Source organism: Emticicia sp. SJ17W-69 (genome assembly GCF_051209875.1).
GTDB lineage: Bacteria > Bacteroidota > Bacteroidia > Cytophagales > Spirosomataceae > Emticicia.
Window position 1 is genome coordinate 3624816 of sequence record NZ_JBNTQY010000001.1, and the last position, 19072, is coordinate 3643887.

The 19072-nt window shown below is 33.9% G+C and carries 18 protein-coding genes; 10 read left to right on the plus strand and 8 right to left on the minus strand.

Translation table 11 applies throughout. The features are described from left to right. Positions 1–28: 28 nt before the first annotated feature. From ACQUQZ_RS14745 to ACQUQZ_RS14780, 8 genes are all read left to right on the plus strand, one after another. Entirely contained in the window at positions 29–1441 is a 1413-nt protein-coding gene (locus ACQUQZ_RS14745) for an MBL fold metallo-hydrolase (protein WP_435355787.1), read from the plus strand. 131 nt (positions 1442–1572) lie between these two features. Then, positions 1573–2139, plus strand: a complete 567-nt coding sequence (locus ACQUQZ_RS14750) for a YeeE/YedE family protein (protein WP_435355788.1) — start codon at positions 1573–1575, stop codon at positions 2137–2139. Positions 2140–2142: 3 nt separating this feature from the next. Further along, a complete protein-coding gene (locus ACQUQZ_RS14755) occupies positions 2143–2625 on the plus strand; it encodes a DUF6691 family protein (RefSeq protein ID WP_435355789.1) in 483 nt (160 codons plus the stop codon). Beyond that, a complete protein-coding gene (locus tag ACQUQZ_RS14760) occupies positions 2625–3698 on the plus strand; it encodes a c-type cytochrome (RefSeq protein ID WP_435355790.1) in 1074 nt (357 codons plus the stop codon). The genes ACQUQZ_RS14755 and ACQUQZ_RS14760 overlap by 1 nt, the downstream gene beginning before the upstream one ends. Before the next feature lie 3 nt (positions 3699–3701). Continuing rightward, positions 3702–4580 carry an AraC family transcriptional regulator gene (locus tag ACQUQZ_RS14765; RefSeq protein ID WP_435355791.1) on the plus strand — a complete coding sequence of 293 codons (879 nt, stop codon included), beginning with the start codon at positions 3702–3704 and terminating at the stop codon, positions 4578–4580. A gap of 111 nt (positions 4581–4691) precedes the next feature. Further along, positions 4692–6203: a family 16 glycosylhydrolase gene (locus tag ACQUQZ_RS14770; RefSeq protein WP_435355792.1), complete on the plus strand. Its 1512-nt coding sequence runs from the start codon at positions 4692–4694 to the stop codon at positions 6201–6203. A 155-nt stretch (positions 6204–6358) separates the two neighbouring features. Then, on the plus strand, positions 6359–6745 hold the full coding sequence (locus ACQUQZ_RS14775; RefSeq protein WP_435355793.1) for a DUF983 domain-containing protein: 387 nt from the start codon (positions 6359–6361) through the stop codon (positions 6743–6745). Between the two features lie 272 nt (positions 6746–7017). Next, on the plus strand, positions 7018–8433 hold the full coding sequence (locus ACQUQZ_RS14780; RefSeq protein ID WP_435355794.1) for an MBL fold metallo-hydrolase: 1416 nt from the start codon (positions 7018–7020) through the stop codon (positions 8431–8433). A gap of 57 nt (positions 8434–8490) precedes the next feature. Here ACQUQZ_RS14780 and ACQUQZ_RS14785 read toward each other — a convergent pair whose 3' ends face one another. The 3 genes from ACQUQZ_RS14785 to ACQUQZ_RS14795 all read right to left on the minus strand — a co-directional run bounded on the left by ACQUQZ_RS14785 (position 8491) and on the right by ACQUQZ_RS14795 (position 9961). Further along, positions 8491–8886, minus strand: coding sequence for a DUF2752 domain-containing protein (locus ACQUQZ_RS14785; RefSeq protein WP_435355795.1), 396 nt, complete (start codon positions 8884–8886; stop codon positions 8491–8493). Further along, positions 8887–9369, minus strand: coding sequence for an RDD family protein (locus ACQUQZ_RS14790; RefSeq protein WP_435355796.1), 483 nt, complete (start codon positions 9367–9369; stop codon positions 8887–8889). A 91-nt stretch (positions 9370–9460) separates the two neighbouring features. Next, entirely contained in the window at positions 9461–9961 is a 501-nt protein-coding gene (locus ACQUQZ_RS14795) for an RDD family protein (protein WP_435355797.1), read from the minus strand. A gap of 162 nt (positions 9962–10123) precedes the next feature. Between ACQUQZ_RS14795 and pseC the strand changes: the two genes are divergently transcribed. After that, positions 10124–11287 carry a UDP-4-amino-4,6-dideoxy-N-acetyl-beta-L-altrosamine transaminase gene (pseC, locus tag ACQUQZ_RS14800; RefSeq protein WP_435357660.1) on the plus strand — a complete coding sequence of 388 codons (1164 nt, stop codon included), beginning with the start codon at positions 10124–10126 and terminating at the stop codon, positions 11285–11287. Positions 11288–11333: 46 nt separating this feature from the next. On the opposite strand, the gene bshB1 is transcribed toward pseC, so the two are convergent. The 4 genes from bshB1 to ACQUQZ_RS14820 form a co-directional block, all read right to left on the minus strand. Then, complete coding sequence (gene bshB1 / locus ACQUQZ_RS14805) at positions 11334–12053, minus strand: bacillithiol biosynthesis deacetylase BshB1 (protein WP_435355798.1); 720 nt, start codon at positions 12051–12053, stop codon at positions 11334–11336. 141 nt (positions 12054–12194) lie between these two features. Then, positions 12195–13319: a peptidoglycan DD-metalloendopeptidase family protein gene (locus ACQUQZ_RS14810; RefSeq protein WP_435355799.1), complete on the minus strand. Its 1125-nt coding sequence runs from the start codon at positions 13317–13319 to the stop codon at positions 12195–12197. Positions 13320–13424: 105 nt separating this feature from the next. Then, a complete protein-coding gene (gene trxB / locus ACQUQZ_RS14815; protein ID WP_435355800.1) occupies positions 13425–14366 on the minus strand; it encodes a thioredoxin-disulfide reductase in 942 nt (313 codons plus the stop codon). 123 nt (positions 14367–14489) lie between these two features. Then, the gene (locus ACQUQZ_RS14820; protein WP_435355801.1) at positions 14490–16379 is read right to left on the minus strand and encodes an OmpA family protein; all 1890 of its coding nucleotides are present in this window, start codon (positions 16377–16379) and stop codon (positions 14490–14492) included. Between the two features lie 233 nt (positions 16380–16612). Here ACQUQZ_RS14820 and hemJ point away from each other — a divergent pair, with 233 nt between their 5' ends. Next, on the plus strand, positions 16613–17155 hold the full coding sequence (gene hemJ, locus ACQUQZ_RS14825) for a protoporphyrinogen oxidase HemJ (protein ID WP_435355802.1): 543 nt from the start codon (positions 16613–16615) through the stop codon (positions 17153–17155). 9 nt (positions 17156–17164) lie between these two features. On the opposite strand, the gene ACQUQZ_RS14830 is transcribed toward hemJ, so the two are convergent. Then, positions 17165–19021, minus strand: coding sequence for an LTA synthase family protein (locus tag ACQUQZ_RS14830; protein WP_435355803.1), 1857 nt, complete (start codon positions 19019–19021; stop codon positions 17165–17167). Between the last annotated feature and the right edge of the window lie 51 nt (positions 19022–19072).

Sequence of the window (19072 nt, forward strand, 5' to 3'; positions counted from 1 at the left end):
GACGAATACTCAGCAAAAAAATACAACAATGATAGTAGAACAAATATATACAGGATGCTTGGCTCAAGGAGCATATTATATCGAATCGGATGGAGAAGTGGCAATCATTGATCCTCTTCGTGAGGTACACTCTTACATCAATAAAGCCGAGAAAAATAATGCAAAAATAAAGTACATTTTTGAAACACATTTTCATGCAGATTTTGTGTCGGGACATCTTGAACTATCACAAAAAACGGGTGCTAAAATTGTATATGGGCCAAATGCAAATCCATCTTTTGATTGTATTATTGCTGAAGATGGGCAAGTTTTTGAAATTGGGAAAATCAGAATAAAAGTGCTTCATACACCAGGTCATACAATGGAGTCGTCTTGCTTCTTATTGATTGATGAGGAAGGAAAAGAAAATTGTATCTTCACTGGAGACACATTATTTATTGGCGACGTTGGTCGTCCAGATTTAGCCCAAAAATCAAATCTCACGATTCAAGATTTGGCTGGCTTTCTTTATACTTCTCTCCACGAAAAAATCATGGTTTTACCTGATGAATTGATTGTATATCCTGCACACGGAGCTGGCTCGGCTTGCGGTAAAAACATGAGCAAAGAAACTTTTGATACCTTAGGACATCAAAAACAAGTCAATTATGCCTTGCAACCACAGACAAAAGAGCAATTTATAGTGGCTGTTACTGATGGACTAACTCCTCCACCTTATTATTTCCCTAAAAATGTAATGATCAATAAAACTGGAGCTAAGTCTGTTGAAAAAGTAAAAACAACAGTACAAGCTCTTTCTCCTGAGGCTTTTGAAATAGCAGTAAATGAACTTAGTGCAGTGATGATTGATACAAGAGAAGCACAAGTTTTCAAAGATGGTTTTGTTCCAAACTCCATCAATATTGGTATCAAAGGTGATTTTGCACCTTGGATTGGTACACTTTTGACTGATATTGAGCAACCCATTTTGTTTGTTGCAGAGCAAAAAAATATTGATGAAGTAATCACTCGCTTATCAAGAGTTGGGTATGATAATATTGTTGGATATTTGGACGGCGGAATTGAAGCATGGAAAGCAGCTGGAAAAGAAATTGATACAATTGAATCTATTTCAGCAGATGAATTTGCCAAACAATATAAAATCTCAGAAGGCAAATTATTGGTAAAAGATGTAAGAAAGGAAAGTGAATACAGAGCCGAACACGTCGAAGAAGCAGAATGTGTAACATTGGCATATTTAAGCAATAATATGACTGCATTCTCAAAAAATGAGACAAATTACATTCATTGTGCTGGTGGTTATCGCTCAATGATTGCTGCATCAATCTTAAAATCTCGTGGATTTGACAATATTATTGATATTAATGGCGGTTTTTCAGCGATTGCAAAAACTGAAGTTCCACGCTCAAATTTTGTGTGTCAATCAAAATTAAAAATTTAGAATTCAATACCATTTTTGGCAAAAGGCAGTGTTTATCCATAATACTGCCTTTTTTTATATACATTCTACAAAGTTTACTTAAAAAATTATTAAATTGTGCGTAATTACAAACTTTCAAATTTTGACAATAAATGTTAGAAATTATTAAACAACCTTGGCATTGGGCAATTGCAGGTACGCTGATTGGTTTGACAGTGCCAATTTTACTCATTCTTGGAAATAAATCTTTCGGAATTTCTTCTTCATTACGACATATTTGTGCCGCTTGTTTTCCAGCAAATATCCCCTTTTTTAAATATGATTGGAAAAAGGAAATTTGGAATTTATTCTTTGTTTTTGGCGTATTAATTGGTGGCTTTATTGCTAATCATTTTCTTTCTAATCCAAATGCAATTGCGATCAGTGAGAACACTGTACATGATTTAAAAACCCTCGGTGTCAATGATTTTTCTCAACTTTTACCAATGGATATTTTTAGTGTTGAGAATATTTTCACTTTAAAAGGTTTAATTTTCTTTGTTTTAGGAGGATTTTTGGTGGGATTTGGTACTCGATATGCAGGCGGTTGCACATCTGGTCACTCAATTATGGGCTTATCAAATCTACAATGGCCATCGTTGGTTGCTACTATTTGCTTTATGCTTGGTGGTTTTGTCATGACACTCATAATCTTCCCTTTCATTTTCAAACTCTTCTAAAAAATGGACTCAAATAAAGATAAAATTCACGTACCCGACGATTTACAAAATAACTTATCCAAAACAGAAACTTTGATAAGTAATATTAAATATTTAATTGTCGGAATTATTTTCGGAATAGTTTTCGTCAAAGCAGAAATTGTTTCTTGGTTTCGAATACAAGAAATGTTTCGCCTACAATCTTTCCACATGTATGGAGTGATTGGAACTGCAGTAATCGTTGGATTGATTTCTGTGCAAATCATTAAACGACTAAAAATCAAAACAATGGGTGGTGAAACTATTCAGATTCCAAACAAAATATTCGATAAAGGACAGATTTATGGTGGATTCATTTTTGGCTTAGGCTGGGCCATTACGGGTGCTTGTCCTGGCCCATTGTTTGCTCAAATTGGTAGTGGTTTCTTAGCTGTTTCGGTTACATTTTTAAGTGCTATTGCTGGTACTTGGATTTATGGTTTAATCGAAGAAAAATTACCACATTAATGAACAATTTAGATAAAAAGCAAATTGCTACCGCCGTCCGTTTATTAAAAACAATATTTTTTTTACTGAGTTCTTTCACCGTAGTATCTATCTTCATACTCCTTAGTTTTATTGGCGTTTTTAATACGAAAAAGGAAGATGTTTCTGCAAAATTCAATAAAGAGTATAAACAAGAAAAACCTGTTTGGAAACTTATAAGTATGGATGCGTTAGTACATGAGAAAGACCCTGCATTAGTGAAATATGGGCGTGAGTTAATCGCAAATACTGCTTACTATTTAGGGCCTAAAGGAAAAATCTCGCACCAAACAAATGGCATGAACTGTCAAAATTGTCATTTAGAAGCAGGTTCTAAGGTTTGGGGTAATAATTATGGTGCTGTCGCAGCTACTTACCCAAAATTTCGAGAACGTTCTGGAACAAAAGAGAGCATTATTAAACGAGTAAATGACTGTTTAGAACGAAGCCTCAATGGCAGAGGGCTTGATAGTAATAGTCGAGAAATGAGAGCCATTGTAAGTTATATCAAATTTATCGGGCAGTGTGTACCTAAAGACTCTATTCCTGCGGGAGCAGGTATTTGGAAATTAAAATATTTGAATCGTGCTGCCAACTCTGGCAAAGGTAAATTTGCTTATGAGCAAAAATGTGTAAGTTGTCATGGAAAGAATGGGGAAGGCGTAAAAAATGCCGACGGAATTGTTTATGTCTATCCTCCACTATGGGGACAACATTCTTATAATATCGGAGCAGGGTTATTTCGTTTATCAAGATTGGCTGGCTATATCAAAACCAATATGCCATTTGGCTCAACTTATGAAAATCCACAATTATCTGATGAAGAGTCCTGGGATATTGCCGCTTATATCAATTCTCAACCTCGCCCAAGTAAAGATTTGAGCAAGGACTGGCCTAAAATTTCTGGCAAGCCTATTGATCATCCTTTTGGCCCTTATGCTGACCCATTCACCGAAAATCAACATAAGTTTGGGCCTTTCAAGGCGATTGATGATTATAAGAAAGAACAGAAGAAAAAGAAAGATTTAGAAGAAAAGGCAAAGAAAAATAGTTGATTTATGCCCAAATCAATTCCGATATATACCATTGAGCAACTGAACGCTTGTGATAAAGGCATTATGATGAATGTTGATATCAGGCGTTTGGAAATTCATGCAAAAAATATTGATTCAGTGCGTTTTCCACATCGACACGATTTTTACAATCTTATTTATATTACACAAGGTAGCGGCACTCACGACATTGATTTTAGAAGGTTTGAAGTTCGTCCCAATCAATTATTTTTTATGAATGATGGGCAAATTCACGACTGGACTTTATCTGATGACATTAAAGGATACACTCTTTTTTTCAAAAGAGAATTTTATAATGTGGCAGAAACTGCATTTTCTATTCCAAACTTACCTTTTTTCAATACAAGTGCCAACGAAGCACAAATGGTCGCCTTTAAACCAGAAGAGGCTCGCATCATTGAAAATATATTTGAAGATATTTTTAATGAGTTTCAAAAAAAACTTCCACATCACGAAACGATTATCAAATCACTTTTAAAAACTATTTTAGTTCACTCATTAAGAGCCTATCAACCCAAATTTGTAAATGCTGGTTCTGATTTGAATATTTCAAAAATTCGTAATTTTGAAAAACTTATTGAAATTCATTACAAAGAATATAAATCTGTCACTGATTTTGCCGAAAAACTTAATATTACTGCTAATTACCTGAATGCCATTTGCACCAAAACTGTGGGCAGAACTGCTGGCGAACTCATTCGTGACAGAGTAATTTTGGAAGCGAAAAGGCTTTTATTACACTCAACGTTGTCAGTTTGCGAAATGGCTTATCACTTAGGTTATGATGATTGTTCTTATTTTATCAGAGTTTTCAAAAAAGAAGTCGGGCATACACCAGAGCAATTTCGATTATTAAATCGTTAGTATGTTATCATTTTTTTTGTTTAAATTCTACATTTAGTTCTAAATAAAAAACACATAAATTCCACTAAAATTTATTAAACCAATTTATTATTCAACCTCAAAACGATTAAAATGAATAAGCAAATACCTTATTTCCTTTCAATTATTCTCAGTATTTCATGCTTTATGAATACTGAAGCCCAAACATTTCATCAAAATAAAGTTGTCGCCCATCGTGGTGCTTGGAAAAATACAAATGTGCCACAAAATTCCATAGCTTCCTTAGAAAATGCTATCAAATTAGGCTGTGCAGGATCTGAATTTGATGTCAGAATGACAAAAGATGAAGTACTTGTCATTAATCATGATCCACATTATGAAGGGATGGACATCGAAAAAACAACTTTTGAAGAACTACGAAAAGTACCGTTAAAAAATGGAGAAAAAATCCCAACATTAGATGAATATCTGAAAGCTGGAAAAAAACAAAAGAAAACTTTACTTGTCACCGAAATAAAACCTTCGCCCGCAGGTAAGGAGCGTTCATTATTATTAGCTCAAAAAACAGTGGAATTAATAAAGAAAATGAAAGTCCAAAAATGGATTGTTTATATCAGTTTCGATTATGATATTTTGAAAAAAGTTCTTGAATTAGATCCAGAAGCAAAAACACAATATTTAAATGGTGGAATTTCAGCAAATCAATTAAAAACGGATGGGATTACTGGTGCTGACTATCATTTCAGTAACTTCTTAAAAGACGAACAATGGCTATTAAATGCTCAAAAATTAGGAGTTATTACCAATGCTTGGACTGTCAATGATACACTTGTAATGGACTATTTATTAACTAGAAATATTGATTATTTGACAACGGATGAACCAGAAAAAGCATTAAAAAAGACCGAATTCTACAAAACAAGCCCTTGGAAATTAGTTTGGAGTGATGAGTTTAATTATGCAGGATTACCCGACGAAACCAAATGGGGCTATGATGTTGGTGGTCAAGGATGGGGAAATAATGAACTACAATATTACACAAAAGCTGATACCAACAATGTCATAGTCAAAAACGGTGTACTTTCAATTATTGCCCGGAAACAAAAATACGAAAATAGAGAATATACTTCAGCCAGAATGGTTACGAGAGGTAAAGCTGATTGGAGCAATGGACGAGTTGAGTTTAGAGCAAAATTACCAAAGGGGCGTGGAACCTGGCCTGCGGGATGGATGTTAGGATCAAATTTAGAAAAAGTAGGCTGGCCGCTATGTGGCGAAATAGATATTTTAGAACATGTGGGTTACGACCCTGACACGATTGTTGGAAGTATTCACACCGAAGCATATAATCATGTGAAAGGTACACAAAAAACAAAAAGACTATTTATAAAAAATCCTGCTACCGAGTTTCATACTTATACCATTGAATGGAATACTGAAAAAATGGATTTTTTATTGGATGAACAAAAGTATTTGACGGTAAAAAATGAGCATAAAACAACGAAAGAATGGCCTTTTAATGAACCAATGTATATTCTTTTGAATTTGGCCGTCGGTGGAAATTGGGGTGGAGCCAAAGGTGTTGATGAGAATATTTTTCCTACAAAAATGGAAGTTGATTATGTGAGAGTTTTTCAACAGTAAATTTAAAAAATGATATAAAATGTATTGTTATAGTAATTTAAAAAATATAAAATAAGTAAAAAGTACTATCATTGTAATAGCAAGTGCTATTAGTTTATTGTATTTTTAATCGTAACTTTGCATTCTAAAAAATGTGTTAATAATCACACTATATTATGTTTGGAAAAAGTTCAAGATTATATAGCATTTTAGCGATGAAATGCCCCCGATGCCATGAAGGTGATATGTTTGAAACCAAAAATCCATATAAAAGGATGTCGGCAATTCACAAAACATGTCCGCATTGCGGACTTCGTTTTGAAAGAGAAATGGGTTTCTTTTTTGGTGCAATGTATGTAAGTTATATGCTTAATATTGCTTTATTTGTTACTTGTATAGTGGCTTATTTTATTCTTTTAGACCAATACATTGAAGGTTGGCTACTAATGACAATATATGTAGCTCTTACAGTGATTCTGATACCTGTTTATTATCGCCTTTCAAGGGTAATATGGATAAACTTCTTTCAAAGTTACGAACCCGAAAAACGTGGAGCGAAGTAAATTCAAAATGAGGCAAACAGCCTCATTTTTTTTTGTTTAATAAATTTAATATCAAACTATTTTAGTACAATTTACTGCAATCATAGCATAAATCAGCTAAGATGATATTTGTCATTTTTCCTCTTCATAAAAAGCACCAAATTTGACCAAAATAAAAAAACTGATTAGTCAAATGATAAGTTTCTGCTCTAATAAATGCCCCTGAGATGTTTCTTGCTTACAAACATGAAAATAGTATCATATAAACATTTCTACTGTAAAATATTAAAATAATGAAAATCGAACAAATTTATACTGGCTGTTTGGCACACGCCGCATATTATCTTGAAAGTAATGGTGTTGCTGCAATTTTTGACCCACTTCGTGAGGTACAACCCTATATCGAGAAAGCAACAAAAGACAATGCAAAAATAAAATATGTTTTTGAAACCCATTTCCATGCCGATTTTGTAAGCGGACATTTAGATTTAGCAAAAAAAACAGGAGCCAAAATTGTGTATGGTCCTACTGCTAAACCTAATTTTGAAGCAACAATAGCAGAGGACAATCAAATTTTTGAGGTAGGCGATTATAAAGTTAAAGCGATTCACACGCCTGGTCATACAATGGAAAGTACTACTTATATGCTCATTGATGAAAACGGCCATGAACATGGTTTAATTACTGGGGATACACTTTTTATTGGAGATGTAGGCCGTCCTGACTTAGCTCAACATGTCATTGCCGAATTAACAGAAGAAAAATTAGCAGGGTATTTATTCGACTCACTTCGCAATAAAATCATGCCTTTATCTGATGATTTAATCATTTATCCAAATCACGGGGCAGGAAGTGCATGTGGTAAAAACATGAGCAAAGAAACGACTGACACTTTAGGCAACCAAAAACGATTCAACTATACTTTGCGTCCAAATATGACCAAACATGAATTTATTAAAGAGGTATTAACAGGTTTGACTACCCCACCAGCTTATTTCCCTAAAAATGTTTTGATGAATATCAAGGGTTATGAAAGCTTTGATACGGTGATTGAAAGAGGAGAAAAAGCACTTTCTCCAATTGAATTTGAGTTGATTGCCAACGAAACCGATGCTTTGATTTTAGATAGTCGTCAAAGCGATACTTTTGCAGCTGGATTTATTCCCAATAGTATTAATATTGGCTTAGATAGTAACTTCGCCATGTGGGTTGGTGAATTGATTCCTGATATTAAGCAAGAAATTTTACTTGTAACAGATGAAGAAAAAGAAGAAGAAACCATCACTCGCTTGGCTCGTGTTGGTTATGACCACGCCATTGGATTTTTAAAGGGTGGGTTTGATGCGTGGAAAGCAACTGGAAAAGAATTTGAAACCATTGGCAGGATTTCGGCAGGAGAATTTGCCAATAAATATACAAACGAACACCCTTTAGTTATTGATGTAAGGAAAAAAAGTGAGTTTGCATCAGAACATGTCATTGATGCGATTAACATTCCTCTTAACAGCATTAATGAACATTTGGCGGAAATTCCGAAAGAAAAGCCATTTATCTTACATTGTGTAGGTGGTTATCGCAGCATGATTGCAGCCTCAATTTTAAAACAAAGAGGGTGGAATAATTTTGTAGATGTGAGCGGTGGTTTTGCAGCGATTGCTAAAACTGATGTTCCAAAGACTACTTATATTTGCCCAACTACACTTTTGTAGTTAAATAAGAATTGTTTTATATAGCCAGTGCCATTGATTAGAATGATGCTGGCTTTTTTATGGCCTAATATGATTAAATGACGCGTTAGGTAAATTTCTTAAAACAGTGAATATTAAAACAAAAACTGTTAAAAAAATCAAAAAATTTGATGAAAAAATAAATTTAGGCATGAGTTTTTTTTCAAAAACTTCTTCAAAAAACTTAAAACCAACTAAAGGTAAAACAAAGAATATCAATAAATTATTCTGAAAAGCCAGAGCAAAATCACCATGCAGTAAATAATGAAATGCTCGTTGTCCACCGCATCCAGGGCAGTAAAGCCCAGTAGTTTTATTAAATAGACAAGGAAAACCAAGATTAGATTCGGTAGGATTACTAAAAAAATAATAAGCGGTAATAGCCAAGGCCACTACCGCCAATAAGATTTTATAATAAGTCTTACTAATATTCATTTATTCAGCACTAACAACTAATGATTTTACGGCCATATCGTGCAAATTTTGTTCTTGCTTATTGAACAAACATACAAACCACAATAAAGCACAAGCACTGCCAAGTATTGATTTCAAAACTGCTCTAATAAAAGCATCACTTGTATTAAGTGGCTCACCTGTTTCTTTGACTACTTTTATTTTCATTGCCATTTTACCTAAAGTGCCTTGTTTGGTAGAAGCGGTCATCAGTGCATCATAAATGATAGGCACAACTAATGCCACTAAAATAATACCACCGACACTAAGCCCAGCCATAGCGGCAGTTGCAACGGCAGCTTCATCACTCATTTCTCCACCATTTTCAGCAGCTTTCATGCCCATAAAACCTAAAATTCCACCGAAAGGAATAAGCACAATACTGAAAACAATACTCAATAAAATACCATCAATAAAGTATGCAAGAAAGCGTTTACCAAAACCTGCAAGTTTTACATTTTCCATAAAAAAATAGTTTAGGGTTTAGAATTGTATTTATACTTTTACAAGTAATAAAGTTTTTTAGACATTTACAAATAAATCACCTAAAATGTAATTATAAATCATTAACTACCAATGAGTTAGCTATTTTGTCATGTAAAGTTTGTCTTTGTTCAGTAAAGAGACAAATTAGCCATAAAAAAACAAAAATAAACCCAGTGATAAATTTGACAACTGTACGAATAAATACTTCAAAAAAACTTAATGATACTCCATCAGTCTGAACCACTTTAATATTCAATATTTTCTTCCCAACAGTTGCTTGATTTACAAAACAAATCATCAAAAAATCATATAAGAAACCAACGAATAGGCAAACAAAAAAAGCTAATAAAAGTACCCCAGCAGCACCAATAAAAGCCATAAAAATTATAGAAGCACCTTTGACCAAATCTTCACCAAATTCAAAGTTTTCTAAGCCCATTACCCCTAAAATGCCACCAAAAGGTTTAAGAATTAATCCAGTTAAGAAAAGTGAGATAAATATTACGATCATAAAATCTATGATAAAAGCTAACAAGCGTTTACCAAAACTTGCAAGAGCTAAGGTTTGCATTTTTTAGGTTAGGTTAATAGGGATAAATATATTTTTACAAATAATGAAGATTTTTAGAAATTCACAAAATATTATTAGATAAAATCATCTTTTCATTCATACTCAAGATTCCGTTGCTAATTCGTAACTTTGAGGCAATTAGTAGCATTGATCATAAAAAAAATTGGCTTAAAAATGAATCCAATCCCTTACGGAAAACAACATATTACTAACGAAGATATTGCAGCGGTTATTGAAACGCTAAAATCTTCTTTTTTAACTTCTGGGCCAAAAGTTGCAGAATTTGAAGCTGCATTTGCTCAGTATATTGGATCTAAATATGCGGTTGCTGTTGCCAATGGAACAGCCGCTTTGCATATTTCTTGCATGGCTTTAGGAGTAAATGCCTCTTCTAAAGTTATTACTTCACCTATTACATTTTCCGCTTCTGCCAACTGTGTTCGTTATTGTGGCGGAAAAGTTTATTTTGCTGATGTGGACGCTGACACCGTTTTAATTGATATAAATAAAATTAGAAAATTGCTCGAAAGTCATCCTATAGGCACTTTTCAAGGTATTATTCCAGTTGATTTTGCTGGTTACCCTATTGATATGCAAGCATTTAGGAAATTAGCAGACGAATATGGGCTTTGGATTTTGGAAGATGCGTGCCACGCCCCAGGCGGAAACTTTACTGATAATGAAGGAGTCATACATTATTGTGGTGATGGAAGTTTGGCAGATTTGGCCATTTTTTCATTTCATCCAGTAAAACATATTGCTACAGGAGAAGGTGGTATGGTCACAACCAATGATGAGGCTCTTTATAAAAAACTAAAGCAGTATCGTTCACATGGTATGGTTTATCAAGGGGATTCAGCATTGATTGAAAATCATGGCGGCTGGTATATGGAATTACAAGAATTAGGATATAATTACCGTATGCCTGATGTGCTGTGTAATTTAGGTATTTCACAACTAAAACGTGCCAATGAAGGATTTAATCAACGTCAAGCAATTGCCAAACGATATGACGAGGCGTTTGCCAATACAAAAGTAAAAACAATCATTCCAAAGGAAAAATTCAGTCATGCCTACCATCTTTACGTCATTCAAGTGGATGATCGCAAGGGTTTATATGATTACCTACGAACCAAGCAAATTTTTGCACAAGTACATTATGTACCAGTGCATTTGATGCCTTATTATAAAGGTTTAGGTTCAAAAAAAGGCGATTGCCCAAATGCAGAAAACTACTACGAACATTGCTTGAGTATTCCAATGTATCCAACTTTGACACAAGAAGAACAAGATTTTGTTATCAAAGAGATTTTGAGTTTTGTATAAATGCTTATCTGTGCCACACCTTGAAGGTGTGGCACAAATAATGTATCTAAATTAAATCAAAAAAATCTCTGACACCAATCATTTTGGTTTTGGTATAGCCTTCGCCATAAATCGCACCAATCTTATGTCCCATTTCTTGAGAACGAGCTTTTAAAAAATCTAAGAAAGCAGGACTTGTTAGATATGACTCAGGTTCTGTACTATTAGGGTCGTAAAACTGACTTCTATAAGCACGAATAGAGGCTTCTTTTTCATCCCAATGTTTAGAAATATCAACTACTACATCTGGTGTAATAAAAACATCTTGAATATAATGATATAATGCTTTTGGTCGCCAAGCAGCTTGTGGACTTCCATCAGTATCAAAAGTTTGTATCATGCGTAAACCAGACAAAAAACAAGCATCTACAGCCAAGGCAGCTCCTTTACCGTGGTCAGGATGACGGTCTTCGATGGCATTTGCCAAGACAATCTCTGGTTGATAACGACGAATGGCAGCAATCAATTTCATCTGATGCTCTTCATCATTTCTAAAAAAGCCATCTCTAAAGCCAAGGTTTTCTCTTACCGAGATTTTTAATATTTCTGAAGCAGCAGCAGCCTCTGAAGCTCTGATTTCGGGAGTACCACGAGTTCCTAATTCTCCTCTTGTAAAATCAACAATTCCAACTTTTCTGCCTTTTTCTATTGCTGATGCAATTGTTCCACCGCATGACATTTCGGCATCGTCTGGATGAGCGGCTAATATTAGTATATCTAATTTCATTGTACTTTTATCTAAAAATTTTGCTTAAAATGAGTCTTCTATGTATAAAAAAAAAGCGACGTAAATAGTTTCACGTCGCTTAAATTATTATTTTTCTTTGAATCAATTGCAATTACTTCCACAATTTTTTTCTTTAAAGCATTATCTTATCCTCAAACGATAGCCAGCTCTCAAACGAGTATAAGATTTAATATGATTCAACTTGCAAAGCTCCGCAACTGTCGTATTGTTTTTCGTTGCTATTTCAGAAAGCGAACTGCCTGAAGGAACTCTGATCCATACTTTTCTATTAATTTTTACTGGTTCCTCAAACTCAAAATCACCTTTGGCCGCTCCACCTCTCAAATAATCATACACACGAGATGTCATTAAAAACTCTTGTGATATAATATTGATTTGAGATGGAGTAAAATTAAAGATGTTTCTTGGGTCAAATGGATTGCCTTCATAACGAGTTTCAAAGTGAAGGTGTGGACCTGAGCTACGTCCAGTACTTCCTCCTTTACCAATTTCATCGCCCGCTTTTACAATGGTATTCGGCTCAAAATTAATTTTTGATAAGTGTCCGTATAGAGTTTCAAGACCATTATAATGTCTTATCACAACACAACGCCCATATGCACCTTGTACACGAGCCAAACGAATGATACCATCAAATGCAGCATAAACAGGATCTCCCGTTTCGAGGTCAAGATCTTGACCTGTATGCCAACGTTTCCATCGCCAGCCAAAAGGAGAGTTAGTAATTCCTTTACTCAATGGGCCTGCCCAGTACCTTCCTTGCGAAATATCATATAATTGAATGGGTACTACATCATCATATTCTTTGGCATCAATTCCATAAGGATCAACGGTGTCGGTGTCCCAAACCGAAAAATAACTGGCAATTTTAACCATATCTTCACTGCCTTGAAATTGAGCCTCATCTTCAATTTCTACAATTTGTACTTGTCCCTCATCAATTGTTGAAGTATCTTCATGTACGGCAGTATTAAGCTCTTTGATTGGCTCAATCTTAGGAGCTGGGAGTGATTCAGCAACTTTCGGTGTTTCAAATTCATTGACAAATCTTAACTTTGGTTCTTCTTCAAAACTAAATTCATCATCCTCTTTCGTTGTTTTATTAAAATTTTTGTCTTTAGCTTTCGAGTCCTTCTGATTAGAAGGAATATTAGGTTTGTTAAGCCTTATTCCTCTTTCTCTTTGTGCAAAAGTTACACTCGAAATTGATACAAAAAAAATAATTGGTAATAGAACCTTTTTCATGCTTAAATTGGTTTGAATGGAAGCCAATACGCAAAATGTTACTAAAAGTATGCCAAAACTAAGGAATTGGGTACAATTAGTAACAATTTTAGCATTTTTTATCGATTAATGCAAGCCTTTGCCTGCTAAATATCTCTCTGCATCAAGAGCAGCCATACAGCCTGAACCAGCCGCAGTCACTGCTTGGCGGTAGATTTTGTCTTGTGCATCACCACAAGCAAAAACCCCTTCAATATTGGTTCTACTGCTACCTTTTTCTGTTTCAAGATAACCAGCTTCATCCATTGTCAAGTAACCATCGAAAATTTGAGTATTGGGCTGATGTCCAATGGCAACAAAAAAGCCTGTTACATCTATAGTTTTCTCTTCTTTAGTAACTGTATTTCTAATTTTTGCTCCTGTAACCCCATCTCCACCTAAGACTTCAACGGTTTCAGTATTAAAAAGTATTTCAATATTTGGTGTTGATTTTACCCTATTTTGCATAATTAATGAGGCTCTAAACTCATCTCTACGCACCAACATATATACTTTTTTACAAAGTTTAGATAAATAATGTGCTTCTTCACAAGCAGTATCTCCCGCTCCAACAATGGCCACTTCTTGGCCTCTAAAGAAAAAGCCATCGCATACTGCACATGCTGAAACACCATAACCATTTAAGCGTTGTTCAGATTCTAAACCAAGCCATTTTGCCGAAGCACCAGTAGCTATAATAACGGTTGAAGCGGTGATTTCGTGTGAATCGTCAATGATTACTTTATGAGCCATTGGAGTAGAGAAATCTACTTTTGTGGCCATACCATAGCGATTGTCTAAACCAAAACGCTCTGCCTGCTTTCTGAAATCTTCCATCATTTCCGGACCTTGAATACCTTCTGGATAACCAGGAAAGTTTTCAACATCGGTCGTAATTGTTAATTGTCCACCAGGTTGTCCGCCTTGATACATCAAAGGTTTTAGTCCTGCTCTTGCTGCATAAATTGCTGCTGTATAACCTGCTGGGCCTGAACCCAAAATCAATACTTCTGCTTTTTCTTGTGTCATAACACACCTCCGCCCCTAAAGGGGACTTTTTTTAAATTATAGTTCGATAATCCTGCAAGGTTTGAAAAAAACTTTAAAGGATTTGTGCTGCAAAGTTCGGCAAAAAAGCGGTAATAGCCAAGCTTACAAAATTTTCATTTCGATTCGGCGATTGATTTGTCGATTTTCATCTGAGTCATTAGGCAAGATGGGTTTAGTTGCTCCATAGCCTACTGATTTGATATTGAGTGGATTCACACCGTTTTTTGTCAAATAATTTAAAACAGACAATGCTCTTTTTTCTGATAAAATTTGATTTTCAGACTCTTTTCCAACATTATCTGTATGACCTGATATTTCTACTTGTAGAGAAGGATTCTCTTTCAAAAGTTTCTGTAATTTGTCTAATTCGGCATAAGATTCAGGTCGTAAATCAGCTTTCCCGGAATCAAAAAAGATATTATTCAAGACTTCTTTCACATCTTTTCTGATCGGTTCTAAAAGAACATTTACTACTTTTCCACCCACATCTAATTTTTCAGAAAAATCAAAAGTTAGACTTTTGAAAAAATAGTTTTTTTTGTTGATAAAAAGGCCATATTTACTACCATTGGGCAAAACAGCCGTATATTCACCTGAAACTGAATCAGATTTTACTTTTTGTAAAACGCTATTGTTTTTTAAATCTACTAATTCTATTTCTGCCGAAATACTTTTTTTAGTATTAGCATCTTGAACTATGCCTTTAACAATATTAACTCTCGTTATTTTTTCTGAAAGCTCTTTAGGAATATCAAACTGAAATAACTTGATAGTCGATTTTAAATCTGATGAATAATAACCTTTTTTTCCATCTGATGTGATAAAAAGGGCAACTTGGTCTTCATAAGTATTGATTGGATAGCCTAAATTTTCAGGTTTTGTATAAGTACCAGCTTTTTGTTCGGTCATGAATAAATCTAAGCCTCCCATGCCTATCAACCCATCCGATGCAAAGAAAAGTGTATGTCCGTTGGCATGAATAAATGGAGAAATCTCGTCATTTAGCGTATTAATTGTATTTCCTAAATTTATTGCTTTTGTCCAAACACTATTTTCGTTTAATTCACTCATCCACAAGTCTTTATGGCCATAACCTTTGGGTCTTTCCGAGGAAAAATACAATACTCTACCATCATTTGAAAGGCTCGGCTGTGCATCCCAAAAAGGTGAATTGATACTTTCTCCTAAATTTTGAGGTGTACTCCACTCCTCCCCCACTTTCTTGGAAATATACAAATCACAACTACCAAAACTATCTTTTCCATCACAACTCGTAAAAACCAACGTATGTCCATCAGCCGAAATACTGCATGTGCCTTCATTGAATGGAGAATTGATTTTAGAAGAAATACTGGTGGGTTCTGTCCACTTGCCATCTTTCAATTCAGAAGTGTATAAATTTTCATCACCTTCGTCAGAACGAGCTGTAAAAATGAGCGTTTCGTTATCTGCCGTTAATACTGGAAAATATTGTTTATTCTTGAAATTAATTGTGCTTCCCATTTCATCAGCCTTAAATGTCATCGCCTTTTTCTTAGTTTCAATAGCAAAAGAACATTGTTCAAGTTGTTTAGTTAACTGCTTGACTATCTGGCTATTAGGCGGAGAATTTTTTAGTGAAAATGACAAATATTCTTTTGCTTTTTCATAACTTCCTGCACGCATCAAACGTGTCCCGATATAGGTATAACCTTGTGTAAAGGTTAGTTCATTAGGTTTTATTTCAATGGCTTTACCATAATATTTTAAAGCATTTTCTTGGTTTCGAGTTGATTCATAAAATTGCCCTAATTTAAAATATGCATCCGCATACGTTGAATCATAGTTGATGGCTTTAAAAAAATTTTCGCTTGCTTCAGCAGATTTTCTTTCGGCAAGATTTTTAATCGCTTTATTGTAAAACTCAATGGCTCGGGTGGCATCTTGTTTCGTATGCTGAGCGATAATATTAAGAGATATAAAAAGGAATAAAACCGTAAATACTCTTTGCATAATTTTTAGCTTCATATAAATTTATTTTAAAACGTTCGATGCCTTTTCTTTGTTATCTTTGCAACAATAAAACAATTATGGATAAGGCATTGAAAAAACATTTTTTTGCTTAAACAGTTGTCTATCAACAAATTGCAAATTATAAACAATTAACTACTAGCTTTCAAAATCATTAATTTTAATCTAACCATTCATTTCTAATTTTTCATTTTACATTCTTAATTCAAAGAAAAATGCTTCATTTATATTTAAAATCACTTCATATTATTGGTTTTGTATCTTGGTTTGCTGGCTTGTTTTACTTGGTTAGGATGTTTGTTTATCATGCTGAATCTGCTGATAAACCTGAGTCAATTCGAGAAGATTGGAAAAAACAATATACTGCTATGCAGTGGCGAGTGTATAAAATTATTTGTAATCCTGCCATGATGATTACTTGGACTTGTGGAATTTTAATGCTTGTCAATACGCCTGCTTTCTTAGAACAAGGTTGGATGCAAGTAAAATTAGTATTTTTGGTTCTATTGACGACATATCATCTCTACTGTAAAGGTATTATTTCTAAACAAGAAAGTGGGAAAACAACATTTACTTCGTTCCAATTCCGATTATTGAATGAGCTTCCAACGCTGTTTTTGGTCACAATTGTTTTATTGGCAGTTGTGAAGGATTTACTCAATTTCATCTATCTATTTTTAGGAGTAATTGCTTTTGGTGTTACGCTATTTTTCTCAGCAAGGGCTTATCGTAAGTATCGAGAAGGCAGAACAAGTTAGAAACTTGTTCTACTTTATCCATGAATTTTCAATTAAGCCATTTCTATAAAATTGAATATACGCCTTGAGTTGACTGATTTCATTTTCGTCATTCTTTCTTGGTAGATTAGTTTTTAAATTGAAAGTTTTTGATTGTCTATCAAGGTTCATTTCTACATAATTGTTTTCAGAAATTAAGGTAAAAACACCTGAATTAAAGTGCATCGCTGTACCTGCATTTTTCTCAAAAATCGATTCCCCAAATGGTAAAACTTGTTTTTGATCAATCGATAAAAAGTCTAAAATTGTTGGTAAAATATCCGTATGTTGACAAATTTTTAAAGTATTTACTTTAGATTTCACTAAACTAAGCACTTGATTATCAGCATGATAGAAGAGAAAAGGCACACGATAAGCCCCTGTTGGTGTGGCATAACAAGGCTCTGTATTCATTTGGGTATGATCTGCCGTAATCACAAAAAGAGTATTTTTAAACCACGCTTGTTTGGAAGCAGTTTCAAAGAAACGTTTTAAGGCAAAATCGGTATAGCCAATACTTTCATGAATTTGAGCATTTCCTTTAGGAAATTTACCTTTATACTGAGCAGGAATTGGGTATGGATGATGTGAACTTAATGTAAAAATACAACTAACAAAAGGCTTTGTTTCTTTTGATAGTTCATTGGCGAAGTATTGTAAATATGGTTCATCAAAAATTCCCCAATTTTTATCAAAGTCATTATCTATCAGGCCTTTAGGATATTCATTCAATCCAAAATACTTATCAAAACCTGCCAATTGAGAAAAACCTTCAAAACCCATTGAACCATTTCTTGCTCCATGAAAAAAAGATGATACATAATCTTTTTGCTTTACAAACGAACCAAGTCCAATAAATTTATTGGATTGATAACTTGAAGTAATAAAAGGCTCATCAATCAACTGTGGAATAGCAGAAGTTATGGCAGGCACTGCAATGATTGATTCACGACCATTGGCAAAGCAATTATTCATAAAAACCCCTGATTTTGAAAGAGAATCCAAAAAAGGTGTATAACCTTTATAGGGATTTTGATAACCCATATATTCTCGACCAAAACTTTCTAAAATAATAACAACCACGTTTTGTTTTGTAGGATTTGGTTCAAAGTTATTACTTCTATCTCTTTTTATCAAACTAATAACTTCCTGATTATCAGCAAAATAAGCAACTTTTTCTGTTCCTTTGGCATCAATTGTTGTTAGAAAAGTAAAGGTTGTATTGAGCGTTAAATTCCCTAAATGTCCATTATTTTGAACAAAAGCTTGATTGATTCTCAAAGGCTTTTCTTGAAATCCACCTCTAAAAATTAGGATTGTTAATCCTAAAGAAAAAAGCCAAATCAGCGAACCAATGATTGGATGAAAAACTTTTTTATTAACAACTTTATTGGGTGTAAACTTCACAAAAAGCCCAATAATTACTATCCAAATCAAAATCAAATACCAATAACTTCCTATCAAACTACCCGACTGCTCCAACGCATCAGCCATGATGCTAAAAATCTCAAAAATTGTTCGTCTGCCAATAAATTTATAATACTCAAAATCAGCTATATTTGTCCAAAAAAAGATACTATTAGGAATCCAATAAAGATATTTTAGAAAGTTTTGATAACTTACTTTTTCGACAAATCGAAATGGAAGTAAAGAGCAAATCGTTAATAGAGAATTACTAATAAAAATAGCTGATAAATCGAACTTTAATCCATACAAAAAAGCAAAGATAATTTGCTGATAATCAACATTTTGAAATGATTTAAAATTAAAAATAAAAAACAAAATACGTAGTAAAAAATAGATAACTATCAACCACGACATTCGTTTCAACCAAAGCAATAAATTCATAGACCTAAACACATTTATTATTAAATTTGTGTAAAATTAATTCTTTTGTAG

Excerpts from the sequence above, each read along its gene's own strand:
- ACQUQZ_RS14745 (WP_435355787.1), top strand. The coding sequence starts at position 29 with ATGATAGTAGAACAAATATATACAGGATGCTTGGCTCAAGGAGCATAT.
- ACQUQZ_RS14750 (WP_435355788.1), top strand. The coding sequence starts at position 1,573 with ATGTTAGAAATTATTAAACAACCTTGGCATTGGGCAATTGCAGGTACG.
- ACQUQZ_RS14755 (WP_435355789.1), top strand. The coding sequence starts at position 2,143 with ATGGACTCAAATAAAGATAAAATTCACGTACCCGACGATTTACAAAAT.
- ACQUQZ_RS14760 (WP_435355790.1), top strand. The coding sequence starts at position 2,625 with ATGAACAATTTAGATAAAAAGCAAATTGCTACCGCCGTCCGTTTATTA.
- ACQUQZ_RS14765 (WP_435355791.1), top strand. The coding sequence starts at position 3,702 with ATGCCCAAATCAATTCCGATATATACCATTGAGCAACTGAACGCTTGT.
- ACQUQZ_RS14770 (WP_435355792.1), top strand. The coding sequence starts at position 4,692 with ATGAATAAGCAAATACCTTATTTCCTTTCAATTATTCTCAGTATTTCA.
- ACQUQZ_RS14775 (WP_435355793.1), top strand. The coding sequence starts at position 6,359 with ATGTTTGGAAAAAGTTCAAGATTATATAGCATTTTAGCGATGAAATGC.
- ACQUQZ_RS14780 (WP_435355794.1), top strand. The coding sequence starts at position 7,018 with ATGAAAATCGAACAAATTTATACTGGCTGTTTGGCACACGCCGCATAT.
- ACQUQZ_RS14785 (WP_435355795.1), bottom strand. The coding sequence starts at position 8,886 with ATGAATATTAGTAAGACTTATTATAAAATCTTATTGGCGGTAGTGGCC.
- ACQUQZ_RS14790 (WP_435355796.1), bottom strand. The coding sequence starts at position 9,369 with ATGGAAAATGTAAAACTTGCAGGTTTTGGTAAACGCTTTCTTGCATAC.
- ACQUQZ_RS14795 (WP_435355797.1), bottom strand. The coding sequence starts at position 9,961 with ATGCAAACCTTAGCTCTTGCAAGTTTTGGTAAACGCTTGTTAGCTTTT.
- bshB1 (WP_435355798.1), bottom strand. The coding sequence starts at position 12,053 with ATGAAATTAGATATACTAATATTAGCCGCTCATCCAGACGATGCCGAA.
- ACQUQZ_RS14810 (WP_435355799.1), bottom strand. The coding sequence starts at position 13,319 with ATGAAAAAGGTTCTATTACCAATTATTTTTTTTGTATCAATTTCGAGT.
- trxB (WP_435355800.1), bottom strand. The coding sequence starts at position 14,366 with ATGACACAAGAAAAAGCAGAAGTATTGATTTTGGGTTCAGGCCCAGCA.
- ACQUQZ_RS14820 (WP_435355801.1), bottom strand. The coding sequence starts at position 16,379 with ATGCAAAGAGTATTTACGGTTTTATTCCTTTTTATATCTCTTAATATT.
- hemJ (WP_435355802.1), top strand. The coding sequence starts at position 16,613 with ATGCTTCATTTATATTTAAAATCACTTCATATTATTGGTTTTGTATCT.
- ACQUQZ_RS14830 (WP_435355803.1), bottom strand. The coding sequence starts at position 19,021 with ATGAATTTATTGCTTTGGTTGAAACGAATGTCGTGGTTGATAGTTATC.